Genomic DNA, 17,348 nt, shown 5'->3' with positions numbered 1-17,348 from the left:
TCAAGAAACCTGGAAACGGGTCGAAATACAGCACGGGTGAACACTCTGTGACAATCAAAGGAAGTCGCTATAATAAGGGCTTCGCCGAGTTAATAGACAACTTGCGGGGCGAAGCTGGCGGGTGCGATCCACTGGATAGGCGCCAGCCGGTAAGGTAATCCGCTAAAGCGTCGCCGCTTCAAGGCTCCCGAAGCTGGCTACGTGAAACTCAACCGTAACCACTCAACAGGAGTCTGCAACGTGGCAAACGACTATCTCTTCACTTCCGAATCCGTTTCCGAAGGCCATCCCGACAAAGTCGCGGATCAGATCTCGGACGCCATTCTCGACGCCATCCTGACCCAGGACAAATACTCGCGTGTCGCAGCCGAAACGCTGTGCAACACGGGTCTCGTAGTGCTGGCCGGTGAAATCACCACCACCGCGAACGTCGATTACATTCAGGTCGCGCGCAACACGATCAAGCGTATCGGCTACGACAACACCGACTACGGTATCGACTACCGCGGCTGCGCGGTGCTCGTGGCTTACGACAAGCAATCGCCGGACATCGCCCAGGGCGTGGATCGCGCGCACGACAACAACCTCGATCAAGGCGCCGGCGACCAGGGCCTGATGTTCGGTTACGCATGCGAAGAAACGCCGGAACTGATGCCGCTGCCGATCCACCTGTCGCACCGTCTGGTGGAACGTCAGGCGAATCTGCGCCGCGATGGACGCCTGCCCTGGCTGCGTCCGGATGCGAAGTCGCAAGTCACCGTGCGTTACGTCGACGGCAAGCCGCATGCAATTGACACGGTGGTGCTGTCCACGCAGCATTCGCCGGACATCGATCTGGCCACGCTGCGCGAAGCCGTGATCGAAGAAGTCATCAAGCCAACGCTGCCGGCTAACCTGATCAAGGGCGACATCAAGTTCCTGGTGAACCCCACCGGCCGGTTCGTGATCGGCGGCCCGCAAGGCGATTGCGGTCTGACGGGCCGCAAGATCATCGTCGATACGTACGGCGGCGCGGCGCCGCATGGTGGCGGCGCGTTCTCAGGCAAGGATCCGTCCAAGGTGGACCGTTCGGCGGCGTATGCCGGCCGTTATGTCGCGAAGAATATCGTGGCGGCGGGTTTGGCGTCGCGCTGCCTGATTCAGGTGTCGTATGCGATCGGCGTTGCCCAGCCGACTTCGGTCATGGTCAATACGTTCGGCACGGGCCGCGTGTCGGATGCAACGATCACGAAGCTGGTGCAGGAGCATTTCGACCTGCGTCCGAAGGGCATCATTCAGATGCTCGACCTGCTGCGCCCGATCTACGAGAAGAGCGCGGCCTACGGTCACTTCGGCCGCGAAGAGCCGGAATTCACCTGGGAATCCACGGACAAGGCTTTGGCGCTCGCCGAAGCAGCAGGCACCGAACCGGTTGCCGCGCTCGCAGAATAAGCGAACGCAGTCCGTTTCAGCGAAAAACCCCGCCGGCGCAAGCCGGGCGGGGTTTTTTTATTGCCATTGCATTGTGTGGCGGCTCATTTAGCCGCTCATTTAGCCGCTTATTTAACCATTCACTCAGCGGATCGCAAACGCGAACGCAAATACAAACCAGCCGGTGCTGCCGCTCGTCGACAGACGGCGCGGGCGGCGACTTGCGCCTTGCGGCGCGGCGACCGGTGCATTGTGCGTAGCGGTGAGGCGCAGCGGCGTCGGTTTGCGCAGCAGCGTGCGCAGCGAGAAACGGCGCGAACTGCCTTGCACGCGAAGCGCGGAGAAGAACGTGTGGAACCACGTGCGAATGCTGTCGACTGCTTTGGCTTCACGCCATTGCTCGCCTAATGCGCGAGTGCGGGTGGCATGGTGACGCAGTGCGCGCACAACACGGCGGCGCGCCGGGCGCGCCGCTTTCAATGCAGCGCGGGTAAGACGGGTGTTCAGAAGAGTATGCATGACTTTACAAGTAGGCAACGTGTCGCGCGACGGCGTGAGCACCAGAAGCAGCACCAACTGTGCCAATGGCGATGTCGCGATGGACGGCGCGAAAGCCCGGAATTCGACAGGAAAGTGCACGAAGCACAGCGGAGTCGGCGATAGCGGCCTGTTCGCGCCGCAAAAGTGCGGGAGTGGCGATCAACATGCATGCAGGCTACACGCGATTCATGACGTCAGAAAGTCCGTTTTTACCCTGCGAATACGGGTTTTTACGGAGTTGTCCCGTTGTGCCGGGCCTTTGGGATCGTGCCCTTTGCGCTCGATTATCGTGCGCGCTTTCCCCTTCAGCGTGCGGTGCAAATTACCCTGCGCATGAAAGTAGTGCGTAAGGTTGTGCTTTTTCGAAAGGCGAAACCGCACGCAGTCCGATCGCGCCCGTTTTACAATCGTGCATCAGCTAGTCGACAGTCACGGAACACCATGTCACTTCACTCGAAAAAAGAGCAGATTCACACGTTGCAGGAGCAGGGTTTTGTCGTCGTGCCCGGATTGGTGTCGCCCGAACGCTGCGCTGAACTGAAGCAGATTGCGGAGCGCCAGTTGCAGGAAGCGGGGGCGCCGATCGAGTTCGAAGCGGATCTGCGGTATCCGGGCGCACCGGAATCCAAATATGCACCGGGCGGACATACGGTTCGGCGCTTGCTGGATGCCTACGGGCGTCATCCGGTTTTTGCGCAGTGGGCGACCGCGCCGGAAATTCGCGGCTGGATGGAGTTGTACTTCGGTGAAGAGCCGCGCTTGTCGCGAGCGCATCACAATTGCATGATGACCAAGCATCCGGCGTATGGCAGCTTGACCGGCTGGCATCGTGATGTGCGGTATTGGTCGTTCGAGCGTGACGATCTGGTATCGGTGTGGCTCGCGGTCGGCTCGGAGACGGTCGATAACGGTGCGTTGTGGTTCGTACCGAAGTCGCACAGCGCGGCCTTCACCTCCGAGCGCTTCGATGAAGCCAAATTTTTCCGCTCAGATCTGGAAGAGAATCAGGCATTGATTCGTACCGCGGTTTCTCCCGAACTCAAGGCCGGGGACGTGGTGTTCTTTCATTGCAACACGCTGCATTCCGCAGGTAAGAACCTCAGCGATCAGGTTAAGTTTTCGTTGGTGTTTACCTATCACGGGGCTAGCAATGTACCCCTGCCGGGATCGCGGTCGGCGGCCAAGCCTGAAATTGCGTTTTAGGTTCTTTGCCTTGCGCGGCGCGGATATCTGTTTGTTTCGCGCTGCGTAGGCAATCAACGCCTATCTCTTGCGCCCTGAAATAGCCACCCCGGTCAGGCCGGCAATGGTGGCGATAACACCGCCCACGAGCAGAATGATCGCCTTGTTGGTCGGAGAGCCGGTGAACACGCGAGACACATCGCTGCTGACCGAGTTGAATGCCTGCCCGCCGAAATACAACAATACGATACCGCCGACAATCAGCGCGATTGAAATCGCCTTCGTCATGAACCACTCCTCCGATAAGCTTTGATCGGCCAAAGTGTAGGGGAGCCGCAAGCGATCGTCCATCCCGCATACTGGGCGTCTGCACGCATCACGCCGATTGGCTACCATAGCGGTCTAGCCTCACACGTACATAAACATAAAACCTGCACGCCTCCCGCAGCATGTGATCGCCTCCCGCAGCATGCGATCGCCTCACGCCCGTGATCGCCGGGTGACTTCAACCTCAAGGACACTAGCAATGGCTTACGAAGCAGCTTCAGAGCGCTATTCGGACATGCAATACCGCGTCTGCGGCACGTCGGGTCTCAAACTGCCGGCGCTGTCGCTGGGCCTGTGGCACAACTTCGGCGATACCACGCCGATCTCCACGCAGCGCGATATCCTGCGCACGGCCTTCGACCTGGGCATCACTCACTTCGACCTCGCCAACAATTACGGTCCTCCATATGGCAGCGCCGAAACCAACTTCGGCCGGCTCTTCAAAGACGATTTCAAGCCGTATCGCGACGAACTGCTGATCTCGTCGAAAGCGGGTTGGGACATGTGGCCCGGTCCGTACGGCCAGGGCGGCGGTTCGCGTAAGTACGTCCTCGCGAGCCTCGACCAAAGCCTGCAACGCATGGGCCTCGACTACGTCGATATCTTCTATTCGCATCGTTTTGATGCAGACACGCCGCTCGAAGAAACCGCCGGTGCATTGGCGAGCGCCGTTCAGCAAGGCAAGGCGTTGTACATCGGTATTTCGTCGTACTCGGCAACCAAGACGCTCGAGATGGCCAAGCTGCTCGCCGGGTACAAGGTGCCGCTGCTGATCCATCAGCCGGCGTACAACATGCTCAACCGCTGGATGGAACACGAACTGCTGGATACGCTCGAGAAGGTCGGTGCGGGTGCCATCGCCTTCACGCCGCTCGCGCAGGGCCTGCTCACCGGCAAATATCTGAACGGCGTGCCGGAAGACGCGCGCGTCAACAAGCCCGGTGGCGGTTCATTGAAGCAGGAGCATCTGAACCCGCAAAACATCGAGCATGTGCGCAAGCTCAACGACATCGCGCAGCGTCGCGGTCAAAGCCTCGCGCAGATGGCGCTGGCCTGGGCGCTGCGCGATGCGCGCGTTACGTCCGTGCTGATCGGTGCGAGCCGCGCGGAACAGGTGCGCGAGAACGTCGGTGCGCTGAAGAATGTCGCGTTCTCGAAAGAAGAACTGGCGGAGATCGACCGTTACGCGACTGAAGGCGGCATCAACCTGTGGGAAAAACCGTCGACTGATCAGGCCATCTGATTCCCGAGACGTTCATGTCGTGGAAACAGGAAAGCCGCCCCTGAGGGCGGCTTTTTTATCGACGCGTTCAAGCGGATGCGCTTCCCGCGCATCGGCGAAGCCGCCGCGTTCCGTCGACCGAACGATCGGCGAACCGTCCAGGCCGTTTTCGCCAGCCTCGCTATACCAATGCAGGCAAGCCTTCGACCAGCACGACCGCGAACACCACGCCGATCAGCGCGCCAAGCACGCGTAGCGCGTTGTGCCGCAACTCTGTCTTGCAGGGGAGCGCGCCGACAAACAGCGCGCCGGCCAGCGCCATCGGAATGACCAGGATGAAATCGCCGATCGTGAAGTAGGTCGTCATACCCGTCTCCTTATCTATTATCGGCGAAGGCAGCGGCTCGATTTCTGGGAGTCATGCACTGCCAACGCTCGATTCGAGTATAGGCGACGGTTCAACCGACATAACAACGGCTCGCGGCGCTGCAGCGCGTCTTCGCAGACTGCTAAACCCAACGCCGCAAAGGCCGCCGGGATTGTCGCGCCGCAGCAAAAACGCCGTAAAGAATGAAGCGTTTGCTTACACGGGCCTTACTTTTTAAGTCTGTCCGATGCGCCGCGGATCATTTCTCATGACGCGCCAGGTTCGCGCCGACGCAAGCGCATGGCCGCAACGATACCGATGACGAGCAGCGCGCCCACGAGTCCGGCGACCCCATTCCAGCCATGGCCGGTCCACACATGCCCGCCATACGATCCGACCACACTCGAGCCGATGTAATACGCGAGCAGATAAAGCGCGGCCGCCTGGCCCTTGGCGTCTTTGGCGAGGCGTCCGACCCAGCCGCTCGCCACCGAATGTCCGGCGAAGAAGCCGAACGTCACGCAAGCGATGCCGGTCGCGATCGCCGCCAGCGGATGCAGCATCGTGAGTGCGAGTCCGATCGCCATCAGCAGCAAGCTGCCGGTCAGTACGCGTGCCCGGCCGAAGGTGTCGGCCATGCGGCCCGACCACGGCGAGGCGATCACGCCTGTCAGATACACGACGAAAATCATGCCGATCTCTGCTTGGCTCAACAGGTATGGCGGCGCGAGCAGCCGGTAACCGATGTAGTTGTACAACGTGACGAAGCTGCCCATCAGCACGAAGCCGAGCAGAAGCAGCAGAGGCAAGCCGGGCTGCGTGAATTGCTTCAGCAGCGCGGCGCGGTGATGTGTAAAGCCGAGCCCGCGACGCGGCACGAAATGACGCGACGGCGGCAGCAGCGCGCGAAAGGCGAGCATCGAAAGAATGCCGAGTACGCCGATCGTGCCAATTGCCACGCGCCACGAAAACAGATCCGCGACGACGCCGGTAATCACCCGGCCGGCCATCCCGCCGATCGCGGTGCCTCCGACGTACAGTCCCATCGCGAGGCCGAGTCCATCCGGGTGGACCTCTTCGGCGAGGTACGCCATCGCAACGGCGGGCACGCCTCCGAGCGCGAGGCCTTCGAGCGCGCGCAACACGAGCAATTGATGCCAATGCGGTGCGATCGACACGCCGATCGTCAACAGCGCCGACAACGTGAGCGACGCGGTCATCAGCGCGTGACGGCTCCAGCCTTCCGAGACGAAGCCGGCCACGAACACGGCGAGCGCGAGCGCGGCCGTGGTCAGCGAGAGGGACAAGCTGCTTTGCGCCGGCGTCACGTTGAACGCCGTAGAAAACGCAGGCAGCAATGGCTGCACGCAGTAGAGCAGCGAGAAGGTGGCGTAACCGGCGAACAGCAGCGCGATGCTGGCGCGCCAATAGGCACGCGTACCGCGTTCGAGATAGGGAATGTCGGGGACGTCAGACACGGCAGCAGAGGTGAAAAAAGCGGATGAAGCAGGAACAGCCGAAGTAGCAGTCCGGTGGGATTCCGGCGATGCGGTCACGAAAAATCTCCTTGGGGAGCGGAAAGTATTGAAAGGAGTTAAGAATACGCTGAAAAAGCCCGGCGGGTGCGTGCGGCAACCAGCCGGGCGTGACCACGACGGGCGCAGAAGGCATGCTTCGCGGGCGGATTAGGCGGGCTGTCCTGACAGCGCATGATTTTGATATATCACCTCAGCAGGGTTTATGATGATCTCGTTACGACGCTTTACGCCCCGATCATCGGTCCGCCGTGCCGTAATGGGAATAGTGCGAAACGACGGGTGAAGAGCCCCTTTTTCGCGCTTTCCATGGCCCCGCAAAGCGGGAACAATGACTCGAACCTCTCACGCGTATTACGCGCAGCAGATTGGGTGCGTACGCAACGTTATCGGCGAAGCGGCGCTTTTTTCATTACCTTGACCGGCGCGGAAATCATAAAGCCGGCTATGGGAGAAACGGGGAAACATCATGCAAATCGGTTCCATTGTCCGATCGGTGCATATCGCCGTGCCGCAAGGCGCACGCGGGATTGTCATGCGCATTCTCGGCGACATGGCCATGGTGGCCTGGTATGCCGGCGAGCCCGGCACTTCGGAGCATCTGAACACTGAACCCTTTTTCCTTGAAGACCTGATCGAGACGGGCGAGCTGGTGCGGCCGTCGAGCGCGCAGGTGCATTGAAACTGGTTTGAGTCGGATTCGTGGCGGTTGCAGGTGGCTGTGAGCCGCAAGGTGAGCCGTCGCCCTCGTCTTTGACGGCGGCGCGGCGCACAATGCGGGCATGAACGACGACATTCTCGACCCACCGGACGGCGCCGATAGCGCCGTGCCTTTCGCCCGGCTCAAGCCGGAAATCGTGCTGGATGCGCTCGACAGCGTGCTCAGCAGCGTCGGTGTGTACACCGACGGACGCATGCTCCCGCTCAACAGCTACGAGAACCGCGTGTACCAGGTGGGCGTGGAAGACGGCCCGCCAGTGGTCGCGAAGTTCTACCGTCCCGAGCGCTGGACCGACGCAGCCATTCTCGAAGAACACGCCTTCGTTGCCGATCTCGCCGCGCGTGAGATTCCGGCTGTGCCGGCGCGTGTTTTCGAAGGCCGCACGCTGCATACCTTCGACGGTTTCCGCTTCTCGATCTTCGAGCGCCGCGGCGGTCGCGCGCCCGATCTGGACCGGCGCGGCACGCTCGAATGGCTGGGGCGTTTTATCGGCCGCCTTCATGCGGTTGGGCAGACGGAGAACTACACTGAGCGTCCCACGCTCGACATCAATACGTTCGGCTACGAGCCGCGCGATTTCCTGCTGTCGCACCGCTTTGTTCCTGACGACGTTCGCACCGCGTGGGAAACCGTGGTGAATCTCGCGCTTGAGGGCGTCGAACGCGCATTCGAGCGCGCCGGCGAAATTCGCATGCTGCGAATGCACGGCGATTGTCATCCGAGCAATGTGTTGTGGACCGACGCGGGCCCGCATTTCGTCGACTTCGACGATAGCCGCATGGGGCCGGCGGTGCAGGATTTGTGGCTGCTGCTGCCGGGCGAGCGCGCCGAGGCCTCGCGTGCGCTGGCGGATCTGCTTGCCGGTTATGAAGACTTCTGCGACTTCGAGCCGCGCGAACTCTATCTCGTCGAAGCGTTGCGCACGTTGCGGCTGATTCACTACCAGGCATGGCTCGCGCGCCGCTGGGACGACCCTGCCTTTCCGGCGGCGTTTCCGTGGTTCAACACGCAGCGCTATTGGGAAGACCGCATCCTCGAACTGCGCGAGCAGCTTGGCGCGATGCAGGAAGGGCCGCTCTGGCCGGTTTGAGCGTTTGGTGTCCTCACGGCAGCCGTTGCCTTACGGCGGCTCGACGCCACGCTCGACGATTCCACCACCGCTGATTTGGCGCGCAAGCCAGACCAGGGAGGAGCGGCGCACGGTTGGCAGGTTTTCGGGAACGGCACGTTGACGGGATCGCCAGCTCACGTTGGTTCGCTGCCAGGATGTCGAACGGCCGCCACGCATTGCGATTGAGCCGCCGCCACAATTGTGTAATGATATCCATTCTCAATTGAAAGGAGGCGACAGCGTTCTGTCGCATTGCTCTTGCCCAACTTGCTACGCCTGGAGTCCGGATTTGAACGCGCCTGACTCGATCGACATGAAACCTGCTGCCAGCGGCGGCACGCAATACACCGCCCATACGCCGGAGCGCGGTCATCCTCTGATGCACGACGCCGAGCAGGCGGCGCGACGTCAGCGTTCGCGACGGGCGAACTTCATCAAATGGTTGCGCAAGGTGCACGGCTGGGTCGGTTTGTGGGGTGCGGCGCTCGGCTTGATGTTCGGTGCGACCGGCTTTTTGCTGAACCATCGCGGCGGACCGTTGAAGGTGTCGTCCGGTGAGCCGCAGGTCGAGGAGATGCAGATTCCCGTGCCGCAAAAGCCGCTGGGTTCGCCGATGGAGATGGCCAGGTGGCTCAAAGGCGAGTTGAAGATCGACGGCAAGCCGGGCAAGGCGCGGCGTGAGCCGGCGCGTTCCGTGGCCTGGGGCGATCGCAGCGCGATGCAACCGGAGTTCTGGCAGGTCGGGATTTTCGGGCCGAGTCAGAACGTGCAGGCCGAGTACTGGGTCGGCAATGGGTTTGTCGCGGTGAAACGCACGCATAACTCGTTTCTCGCGACGATGAACAATCTGCATCGCGGCGTGGGCTTGAGTGTGGGATGGGTTTTGCTGATCGATACCATCGCCGGCGGGATGATTCTGCTTTCGTTGACCGGCGTCTTGCTGTGGACCGAGCTCAATAAGCGCCGCGTGGTGGGCGTCGTGCTGGTGGGCGGGTCGGTGATTGCGGCGGTGGTTTGCGGGTTGATGTAAGGGCATTTGCCTCGCGCGGCGGGGGCACGCATCGCGCCGCGCAGGCATAAATCAGACGCTCTCCCAATCTAAACGCTGCAGGTCGTCCCGCCGGACGCGGCAATCTCGCGCGCCGCCTTGGCGCCTTCCACCTGAAGCAAGGTCGGCAATGAAACGCCATTTTTAGCGGCCGTCACTTCGGCGAGAATGGACACCGCGATCTCGGGTGGCGTGCGGCTGCCGATATAGATCCCAACCGGCCCGTGCAACCGGGCCAGCTCGGCATCGTTCAGATCGAACTCCTTCAACCGCTCGCGCCGTGCCTGATTGTTCCTTCTTGAGCCCAAAGCGCCGACATAAAACGCCGGCGTCTTCAACGCCTCCATCAGCGCGAGATCATCCAGTTTCGGATCGTGCGTCAGGGCAATCACTGCGCAGCGCTCGTCGAGCTTCATCTCGGTCACCGTATCGTCCGGCATCGTCCGCACAATCTTCGTGCCGGGAATGCTCCACTCTTCGGTGTACTCCTCGCGCGGATCGCACACCGTCACCTGATAATCGAGCCCCACCGCGATGTTGCACAGGTAGCGCGACAACTGTCCCGCGCCGATCACCAGCATCCGGTAACGCGGGCCGTGAATCGTCAGCAGACGCTCGCCGTCGAAATGCACGCCGTCCGTCGCCAGCGCCGCATCGAGTCGCACCGCGCCCGTCACCATGTCGACTTCGCGTGCCACGAGGCGGCCGTCCTCCACCGCGTTGCAGAGCTCGGCAATGCCGCTTTGCGCTGTCAGCGGCTCCAGCACGAGCTGAATCGTGCCGCCGCAAGGCAGACCGAAGCGATGTGCTTCTTCCGCCGTGATGCCGTACTTGACGGCTTCCGGGCGTGTCTGTTCGATACCCTTTTGCCGCACCCGGTCGATCAGGTCGTCTTCGATGCAGCCGCCCGATACCGAGCCCACCACGAGTCCATCGTCGCGCACCGCGAGCATCGCGCCCTCGGGACGCGGCGACGAACCCCACGTCTTCACCACCGTCACCAGTAGCGCGCGATGTCCCTCTTCGAGCCAGCGTGCGCTGGACTTCAGGACTTCGAGATCCACGCTGTCCATGATTTCTTCCTTTTCGTTCCGTCGCCGCCGGATTCAGGGTCCGCGGGCTCATTCGATTCTGTATTTTGCGGCGTCGCTTTAGCGGCTGCCGTGTCCCCGTCATCCGAGGCCGGTGCGCCGCCACCGTCGCCGCCTACCTGCGCGCCGAAGCGCTTGAAAAATTCGCCTGCGATTTTACGCGCCGCGCCGTCGACCAGCCGCGAACCGATTTGCGCGAGCTTGCCGCCGACTTGCGCGCTCGCCGTGTAGGTCAGCTTCGTTGTGGCCTCGCCTTCGGGTTCGAGCGTGACGTGCGCCTTGCCCTTACCGAAGCCTGCCGCGCCACCTTGGCCTTCGAACACGATGGTGTAGGTGTTCGGCGCCTCGATGTCGGTCAGCAGCATACGCCCTTTGAAGCGCGCCTTCACCGGACCGACCGATGCGCTCATCACCACCGCGTACGCATTTTCGCCATCCGGATCGATGCTTTCGCAGCCGGGGATGCAGGCGCGGAGGATTTCCGTATCGTTCAGCGCATCCCACGCACGCTGCTGAGAAACCGGCAGCGTATGGGTTTCACTTAGTTCCATGGCTTTGCTCCTGCGGGTGTCGTGGCGGAGACGAGCAGACGAGGCGCGCGCGTGAGTTGCGCGAGATCGCGGCCGAACGCTGCCAGACTGTCGAGATTATGAACCGGGCGATGCGCGTCGACATACGGCAGGATCGCCTGCACGCCGCGCGCTTTCGGTGAGAAGCCGCTAAAACGCAGCAGCGGATTGAGCCACACGATACGGTGTGCGAAGCGGCGCAGGCGGGCCATTTCCGTGTCGAGCACGTCGATCGCTTCGTGATCCAGGCCGTCCGTGACGAGCAGCACCGTGGCTCTGCCAGTCAGCACACGACGTGCCCAGCGTCGGTTGAATTCGGCGAGCGCCGCGCCGATCCGTGTGCCGCCCGACCAGTCGACCACCTGATCGGTGAGCGCCGCGATCGCCACGTCGGGATCACGCTCGCGCAGCGCGCGCGTCGCGTTGGTGAGGCGGGTGCCGAACAGAAACACCTGCAAGCGTTCGCGCGACTGCAAGAGCGCGTGGCAGAAGTACAGCACCGCACGCGAATAGCTGCTCATCGAGCCGGAGATGTCGAGCAGCAACACCAGCGGCGGTTTGCGTTCCACGGCCGCGCGATATTTCCACACCGTCCAGTCGCCGCCGGCGCGTACCGCATGCCGGGCGCTCGCGCGCAAGTCAGCATGCGTGCCGTGCGAGGCGGCCTTCAGGCGGCGCGTCGGCTCCGTGGCAAGCGGCAGGCGCTGGCCGCGGATCAGGTGGCGGAGGGTCCGCCATTCGTCGGCGGAAAGGGTGTCGAAATCGCGATGGCGCAGTCGCTCTTCCGCGCTGAAGGTGACGTGCGCGTGCAGTTCGTGCTGTTCGGTTTCCTGCTGGGCTTTGTTATGCGGCGAGGGCGGCGTGCGTACGGCGAGCGCGTCGGCGAGACGGTTGTTGCGTTTCGGCGGCGGCAGTCCGTCGCGGACTTTCGGCAGCAGCAGGGCGCGCAGCTTGCCTTCCCAATCCGGGTCGCGCCAGAACAGCTCGAAGGCGGCGTTGAACAGATCGCGTTCGTCCGGCGCGGAGACCAACAGCGTGGCGAGGGCGGCGCGCACGTCGTCGCGTCGGCCGAGATCGATCCAATGCAACGCGGCGATCGCATCGACGGCTTGCGCCGGCGACATCGGCAAACCCGCGCCGCGCAGCACACGCACAAAGTGCACGACGTTGCGGGCCAGCGTGGGCGTCTCGATGGGCGCGGCCTGTGCCATCGCCGTTACCCCGGCGCTGCGAGACATTGTGCGATCTGCGCGGCATCGACGCGCGCCAGATCGTCCTGATACTTGAGCAGTACGCCCAGGGTGTTTTGCACCGATTGCGGATCGAGTTCCGTCACGGACAGCGCCTCCAAAGCGCGGCACCAGTCGATCGTTTCGGCGATGCCGGGCGCCTTGAACAGATCCATGCCGCGCAGTCGATGCACGAAATCGACCGCGCGCCGTTGCAATTCCACCGACGTCCGCGGCGCCCGCGCGGCGACGATCTCCAGTTCACGATCACGGTCGGGATAGCCGATCCATTGATACAGGCAGCGGCGCTTCAAGGCGTCGTGTACTTCGCGCGTCCGGTTCGACGTCATCACGACGAGCGGCGGCTGCTCGGCACGCACGGTGCCGTACTCGGGAATCGATACCTGGAAGTCTGAAAGCAGTTCGAGCAGGAATGCTTCGAACGGTTCGTCGGCCCGGTCGATCTCGTCGATCAGCAGCACGCGCCGTGCGCCGGGATGATTTTCGTCGGGCATCAGCGCTTGCAGCAGCGGACGCTTGAGCAGGAATTCGCTGCGATACAGCGTGTCGTTGCCGGGCCGCTCGCCGGCGGCTTCGGCCAGGCGCAGCGCCATGATCTGCCGCGGATAGTCCCACTCGTAGAGCGCGCTGGCGGTATCGAGTCCTTCGTAACATTGCAGGCGCAGCATCGAGGTGCCGAGCATGCCCGCTGCAGCTTTAGCGAGTTCGGTTTTGCCGACGCCCGGCTCGCCTTCGACGAACAACGGCCGCTCCATGCGCAACGAGAGATACAGCGCGGTTGCGAGCTCGCGGCTGGCGAAGTAGTCCTGGGCCGCGAGCTGTGCGAGGGTGTCGTCGATTGAAGCAGGCTGCATGGGGCTCCTGAGGCTCGCTAACCGTTTGCTTTCGTCACCGCTCGCGCGGCCAGCACCGGAATCAGATGCGCGCGATATTCGGCACTCGCGTGCATGTCGGTGTTCAGGTCGGCGTCGGACACGGTCACCGCGCGCGCGGCCTCGGGCGTGAAATTCGCCGTGAGCGCGCTTTCCAGTTCCGGCACACGAAATACCGAAGCCGCCGCACCCGTCACCGCAACACGCACGCCGCTCGCGAACTTCGCGACGAACACGCCAACCAGCGCAAAGTGCGAAGCCGGATTACGGAATTTCTCGTAGGCCGCGCGCTCGGGCACCGGAAACTCGACGGCGACGATCAGTTCGTCGGGCGCCAGCGCGGTCTCATACATGCCGACGAAGAAATCGCTCGCGGAAATGCGTCGCCGGTCCGTGACGATAGTGGCGTCCAGGGCCATCGCCGCAGCCGGATAGCAGGCGGCCGGATCGTTGTTCGCGAGCGAGCCGCCGAGCGTGCCGAGCGCGCGGACCTGCCGATCGCCGATGTGCGCCGCGAGATCCGAGAGCCCCGGCGACACACGCCGAAGCTCCGCATGATCCGCCACGTCGGCATGGCAAACAGCGGCGCCGATCGTCACTGTTTTTGCGTCGACCGTGATCGATTTGAGCGCGGGAATGCGCGTTACGTCGATCAGTTGCGAGGGCTGCGCGAGCCGCAGCCGCATGGTAGGCAGCAGGCTTTGTCCGCCGGCGAGGAATTTCGCGTCGCTGTCCGCGGTGATGGCTGCGGCGGCCGCTTTCGGATCCGTCGCGCGTTGATACTCGAATGAATACATGTCGAATGCTCCGCTCAGGATCTCAGTGGGGTTGCTTGGCAGCGTGAATCGCGGACCACACGCGATGCGGCGTCGCCGGCATTTGCAGGTCGGTCACGCCGAGCGGCGCGAGCGCGTCGATGATCGCGTTGATCACCGCCGGCGGCGAGCCGATCGCGCCTGCCTCGCCGCAGCCCTTCACACCGAGCGGATTGTGCGTGCATGGGGTGCCCTTCGCGGTTTCGACGGTGAAGTTCGGCAGATCGGACGCATGCGGCATCGCGTAGTCCATGTACGAGCCCGAGAGCAGCTGGCCGCTTTCGTTGTCGTACACGCAGCGCTCCAGCATCGCCTGACCGATGCCCTGGGCGAGGCCGCCATGCACCTGGCCTTCGACGATCATCGGATTGATCACGTTGCCGAAATCGTCGACCGCGGTGAACTGCTGGATGCGGCACACGCCGGTGTCGGGATCGACCTCGATCTCGCAGATGTACGCACCGGATGGATACGTGAAGTTGGTCGGATCGTAAAACGCACTTTCTTCGAGACCGGGTTCGAGCACGTCGAGCGGATAGTTGTGCGGCACGTACGCCGCGAGCGAGATGTCGGCGAACGCCTTGGTGCGATCGGTGCCGGCGACGCGGAACACGCCGTCCTTGAACTCGATGTCTTCGGCCGCGGCTTCGAGCAGATGGGCGGCGATTTTCTTCGCCTTGGTTTCGATCTTGTCGAGCGCCTTCATGATCGCCGAACCGCCGACTGCAATCGAGCGCGAGCCATAGGTGCCCATGCCGAATGGAATTCGGCCGGTATCGCCGTGAACGATTTCGACGCTTTCCAGCGCAATGCCGAGCCGGTCCGCGACCACTTGCGCGAAAGTCGTCTCGTGGCCCTGGCCGTGGCTGTGCGAGCCCGTGAAGACGGTGACCGAACCGGTCGGATGCACGCGAATCTGGCCGACTTCGAACAAACCGGCACGTGCGCCGAGTGCGCCCGCGATGTTCGACGGTGCCAACCCGCAGGCTTCGATGTAGCAAGAGTAGCCGAGGCCACGCCGCTTGCCGTTCTTTTCGGATTCCTGCCGGCGTGCTTCGAAGCCCTTCGCGTCCGCGAGTTCGAGCGCGCGGGAGAGGAGGACGTCATAGTCGCCGGTGTCGTAGGTGAGGCCGACCGGCGTGGCGTGCGGAAATTCGCGGATGAAGTTGCGGCGGCGGATTTCGGCCGGATCGAGCTTCATTTCGCGCGCGGCGGTTTCGACCAGGCGCTCGACGACATACGTTGCTTCGGGACGCCCCGCGCCGCGATAGGCGTCGACGGGTACGGTATTCGTGAACACCGCCTTCACTTCTGCGTAGATCGCAGGCGTGGCGTACTGGCCGGCGAGCAGCGTCGCGTAGAGGATGGTCGGCGTGGCCGTGGCGAACGTGGAGAGATACGCGCCGATGTTGGCGATCGTATGGACGCGCATTGCGAGGAACTTGCCGTCGGCGTCCATGGCCAGTTCGGCTTTGGTGACGTGGTCCCGGCCGTGCGCGTCGGAGATGAACGCTTCCGAGCGCTCCGCCGTCCATTTGATCGGCCGCCGAATCTTCTTCGATGCCCACGTCAGCGCGACATCTTCGGCATACAGATAGATTTTCGAGCCGAAGCCGCCGCCGACATCGGGCGCAATAATGCGCAGCTTCGATTCCGGCAGCGAGAGCACGAACGCCGCCATCAGCAGCCGCTCGACGTGCGGATTCTGGTTCGCGACATAGATCGTGTAGCTGTCGTCCTGCACCGAATAACTCGCATTGACCGCACGCGGTTCGATCGCGTTCGGGATCAGGCGGTTGTTGACGATATCGAGCGTGGTGACGTGCGCCGCTTTGGCGAAAGCGGCGTCGGTGGCGGCCTTGTCGCCGTGGCCCCACGTGAAGCAGGTGTTGTCGGGCACCTCGTCATGGACCGCCGGTTGCCCTGCATCCGCTGCATGCGCGGTATCGACTACCGCCGGCAGCACGTCGTAGTCGACCTCGATCAGTTCGGCGGCGTCTTTCGCGGCCTTGATCGAATCGGCGATGACCAGCGCGACCTGGTCGCCGACGTGGCGCGCTTTCGTATGCGCAATCACCGGATGCGGCGGCTCGTTCATCGGCTTGCCGTCGGTGCTGTGGATCAGCCAGCCGCACGGCAGGCCGCCGACGTTGTCCGCGGCCATGTCCGCGCCCGTGAATATCGCGATCACGCCGGGCGACTGTTTGGCCGCAGTGGTGTCGATGCTGTTGATTTTTGCGTGCGCGTGCGGCGAGCGCAGGAAGACGGCGTAGGTCTGTTGCGGCAGGACGATGTCGTCGGTGTACTGGCCGTTGCCGGTAAGGAACCGATAGTCTTCCTTACGTTCTACCGAGGCGCCGATCAGGCGATGGGTTTCGGGTGCGTTCATCGTCGGCTCCTCAGGCGGTGGCTTGGGTGGCGGCCGGCGCATCGGCGTGGGCCGTGCCGGAGGACTTCATACCTTCGGCGCCTTCGAGCACTGCTTTGACGATGTTGTGATATCCGGTACAGCGGCACAGATTGCCGTCGAGCTGGGTGCGCACGTCGTCGCCGGTGAGGTTGGGCTGACGCTGCACGAGCGAGATCGCGCTCATCACCATGCCGGGCGTACAGAAGCCGCATTGCAACCCGTGGCAGTGCTTGAACGCTGCTTGCATTGGGTGCAGCGCGCCGTCTTTGGCGAGTCCTTCGATGGTGGTGATGTCCGCGCCTTCGGCCTGGACCGCGAGGATGTTGCACGATTTGATCGCGCGGCCGTTCAGATGGACGGTGCATGCGCCGCACTGGGCGGTATCGCAACCGATATGCGTGCCGGTGAGGCGAAGTTGATCGCGAAGGAACTGAACAAGCAGGGTGCTAGGGTCGATTGAGGCGCTGATGGGCGCGCCGTTCACCGTCAGACTGATGCTGATCGCCATGAAGTTGTCTCCATATGGGGTGAGACCGGACCTTTGTTTTTTCCTGCCCTCAGCTGCCTGTTCGTGGGGTCCGATGCGGGTGCTGCGGTTTTGCGGTTTTTTATGGGTCTGGCGAAAAGTAAAGCACAAATCGGGCGATGGCGCTATGAGGGGAAGTGTGTCGCGCTTTTTTTTGCGCGTGGCGCTGGGGGTGTTTTGCGGTTTGCGGGGTTTGGCTGTTTTCTTGCGGTGTTGGCCTTTCCTTGAATTGTTAGTGGTCTATTGGCGTTGCCCCTGTGCGGGGCGGCACTTACTTCTCTTTGCCGGCTGCAAAGAGAAGTAAGCAAGAGAAAGCAGCTCAAACCGCTAATGCTAAGCGGCTCCCGCAGCC

At 62.7% G+C, this 17,348-nt stretch carries 17 protein-coding genes; 6 read left to right on the top strand and 11 right to left on the bottom strand.

Features of this window, described 5'->3' with window-relative positions; translation table 11 throughout:
• The first annotated feature begins 240 nt into the window (after positions 1–240).
• On the top strand, positions 241–1,431 hold the full coding sequence (gene metK, locus ACAX43_RS30255) for a methionine adenosyltransferase (RefSeq protein ID WP_370712022.1): 1,191 nt from the start codon (positions 241–243) through the stop codon (positions 1,429–1,431).
• A gap of 123 nt (positions 1,432–1,554) precedes the next feature.
• On the opposite strand, the gene ACAX43_RS30250 is transcribed toward metK, so the two are convergent.
• Positions 1,555–1,929, bottom strand: coding sequence for a hypothetical protein (locus tag ACAX43_RS30250; protein ID WP_370712021.1), 375 nt, complete (start codon positions 1,927–1,929; stop codon positions 1,555–1,557).
• Positions 1,930–2,391: 462 nt separating this feature from the next.
• Here ACAX43_RS30250 and ACAX43_RS30245 point away from each other — a divergent pair, with 462 nt between their 5' ends.
• Positions 2,392–3,153 (top strand): phytanoyl-CoA dioxygenase family protein, encoded by a 762-nt coding sequence (locus ACAX43_RS30245; protein WP_370712019.1) that lies wholly within the window; start codon positions 2,392–2,394, stop codon positions 3,151–3,153.
• A 60-nt stretch (positions 3,154–3,213) separates the two neighbouring features.
• On the opposite strand, the gene ACAX43_RS30240 is transcribed toward ACAX43_RS30245, so the two are convergent.
• Entirely contained in the window at positions 3,214–3,420 is a 207-nt protein-coding gene (locus tag ACAX43_RS30240; protein ID WP_370712018.1) for a DUF3185 family protein, read from the bottom strand.
• A 238-nt stretch (positions 3,421–3,658) separates the two neighbouring features.
• On the opposite strand from ACAX43_RS30240, the gene mgrA reads away from it, so the two are divergent.
• Entirely contained in the window at positions 3,659–4,702 is a 1,044-nt protein-coding gene (gene mgrA, locus ACAX43_RS30235; RefSeq protein ID WP_370712017.1) for an L-glyceraldehyde 3-phosphate reductase, read from the top strand.
• 160 nt (positions 4,703–4,862) lie between these two features.
• Here the strand turns inward: mgrA and ACAX43_RS30230 are convergent, their stop codons facing one another.
• Positions 4,863–5,048: a hypothetical protein gene (locus ACAX43_RS30230; protein WP_120297341.1), complete on the bottom strand. Its 186-nt coding sequence runs from the start codon at positions 5,046–5,048 to the stop codon at positions 4,863–4,865.
• A gap of 266 nt (positions 5,049–5,314) precedes the next feature.
• The gene (locus ACAX43_RS30225) at positions 5,315–6,604 is read right to left on the bottom strand and encodes an MFS transporter (protein ID WP_370712016.1); all 1,290 of its coding nucleotides are present in this window, start codon (positions 6,602–6,604) and stop codon (positions 5,315–5,317) included.
• A gap of 448 nt (positions 6,605–7,052) precedes the next feature.
• Between ACAX43_RS30225 and ACAX43_RS30220 the strand changes: the two genes are divergently transcribed.
• From ACAX43_RS30220 to ACAX43_RS30210, 3 genes are all read left to right on the top strand, one after another.
• Positions 7,053–7,265 (top strand): hypothetical protein, encoded by a 213-nt coding sequence (locus tag ACAX43_RS30220; RefSeq protein ID WP_370712015.1) that lies wholly within the window; start codon positions 7,053–7,055, stop codon positions 7,263–7,265.
• A 100-nt stretch (positions 7,266–7,365) separates the two neighbouring features.
• Positions 7,366–8,394 (top strand): serine/threonine protein kinase, encoded by a 1,029-nt coding sequence (locus ACAX43_RS30215; RefSeq protein ID WP_370712014.1) that lies wholly within the window; start codon positions 7,366–7,368, stop codon positions 8,392–8,394.
• 310 nt (positions 8,395–8,704) lie between these two features.
• Entirely contained in the window at positions 8,705–9,445 is a 741-nt protein-coding gene (locus ACAX43_RS30210) for a PepSY-associated TM helix domain-containing protein (RefSeq protein WP_370712013.1), read from the top strand.
• A 68-nt stretch (positions 9,446–9,513) separates the two neighbouring features.
• Here ACAX43_RS30210 and ACAX43_RS30205 read toward each other — a convergent pair whose 3' ends face one another.
• Genes ACAX43_RS30205 through ACAX43_RS30175 form a run of 7 tightly spaced genes read right to left on the bottom strand, consistent with a single transcriptional unit; the run spans position 9,514 to position 16,978 of the window.
• Entirely contained in the window at positions 9,514–10,536 is a 1,023-nt protein-coding gene (locus ACAX43_RS30205) for an XdhC family protein (protein WP_370712012.1), read from the bottom strand.
• The gene (locus ACAX43_RS30200; protein WP_370712011.1) at positions 10,509–11,105 is read right to left on the bottom strand and encodes a CoxG family protein; all 597 of its coding nucleotides are present in this window, start codon (positions 11,103–11,105) and stop codon (positions 10,509–10,511) included. Before ACAX43_RS30200 ends, ACAX43_RS30205 begins: the two co-directional genes overlap by 28 nt.
• Positions 11,096–12,361, bottom strand: coding sequence for a VWA domain-containing protein (locus ACAX43_RS30195; RefSeq protein ID WP_370712010.1), 1,266 nt, complete (start codon positions 12,359–12,361; stop codon positions 11,096–11,098). Before ACAX43_RS30195 ends, ACAX43_RS30200 begins: the two co-directional genes overlap by 10 nt.
• Positions 12,340–13,227 carry an AAA family ATPase gene (locus tag ACAX43_RS30190; RefSeq protein WP_370712009.1) on the bottom strand — a complete coding sequence of 296 codons (888 nt, stop codon included), beginning with the start codon at positions 13,225–13,227 and terminating at the stop codon, positions 12,340–12,342. Before ACAX43_RS30190 ends, ACAX43_RS30195 begins: the two co-directional genes overlap by 22 nt.
• Before the next feature lie 17 nt (positions 13,228–13,244).
• Positions 13,245–14,042 carry a xanthine dehydrogenase family protein subunit M gene (locus tag ACAX43_RS30185; RefSeq protein ID WP_370712008.1) on the bottom strand — a complete coding sequence of 266 codons (798 nt, stop codon included), beginning with the start codon at positions 14,040–14,042 and terminating at the stop codon, positions 13,245–13,247.
• Positions 14,043–14,064: 22 nt separating this feature from the next.
• Positions 14,065–16,449: a xanthine dehydrogenase family protein molybdopterin-binding subunit gene (locus ACAX43_RS30180; protein WP_370712007.1), complete on the bottom strand. Its 2,385-nt coding sequence runs from the start codon at positions 16,447–16,449 to the stop codon at positions 14,065–14,067.
• A 10-nt stretch (positions 16,450–16,459) separates the two neighbouring features.
• Entirely contained in the window at positions 16,460–16,978 is a 519-nt protein-coding gene (locus ACAX43_RS30175; protein ID WP_370712006.1) for a (2Fe-2S)-binding protein, read from the bottom strand.
• Between the last annotated feature and the right edge of the window lie 370 nt (positions 16,979–17,348).

Origin of the sequence: Paraburkholderia sp. IW21, from assembly GCF_041321145.1 — a bacterium.
Classification (GTDB): domain Bacteria; phylum Pseudomonadota; class Gammaproteobacteria; order Burkholderiales; family Burkholderiaceae; genus Paraburkholderia.
The sequence above is the reverse complement of the archived record's forward strand: the minus strand, read 5'-3'. Positions and strand labels throughout refer to the sequence as shown.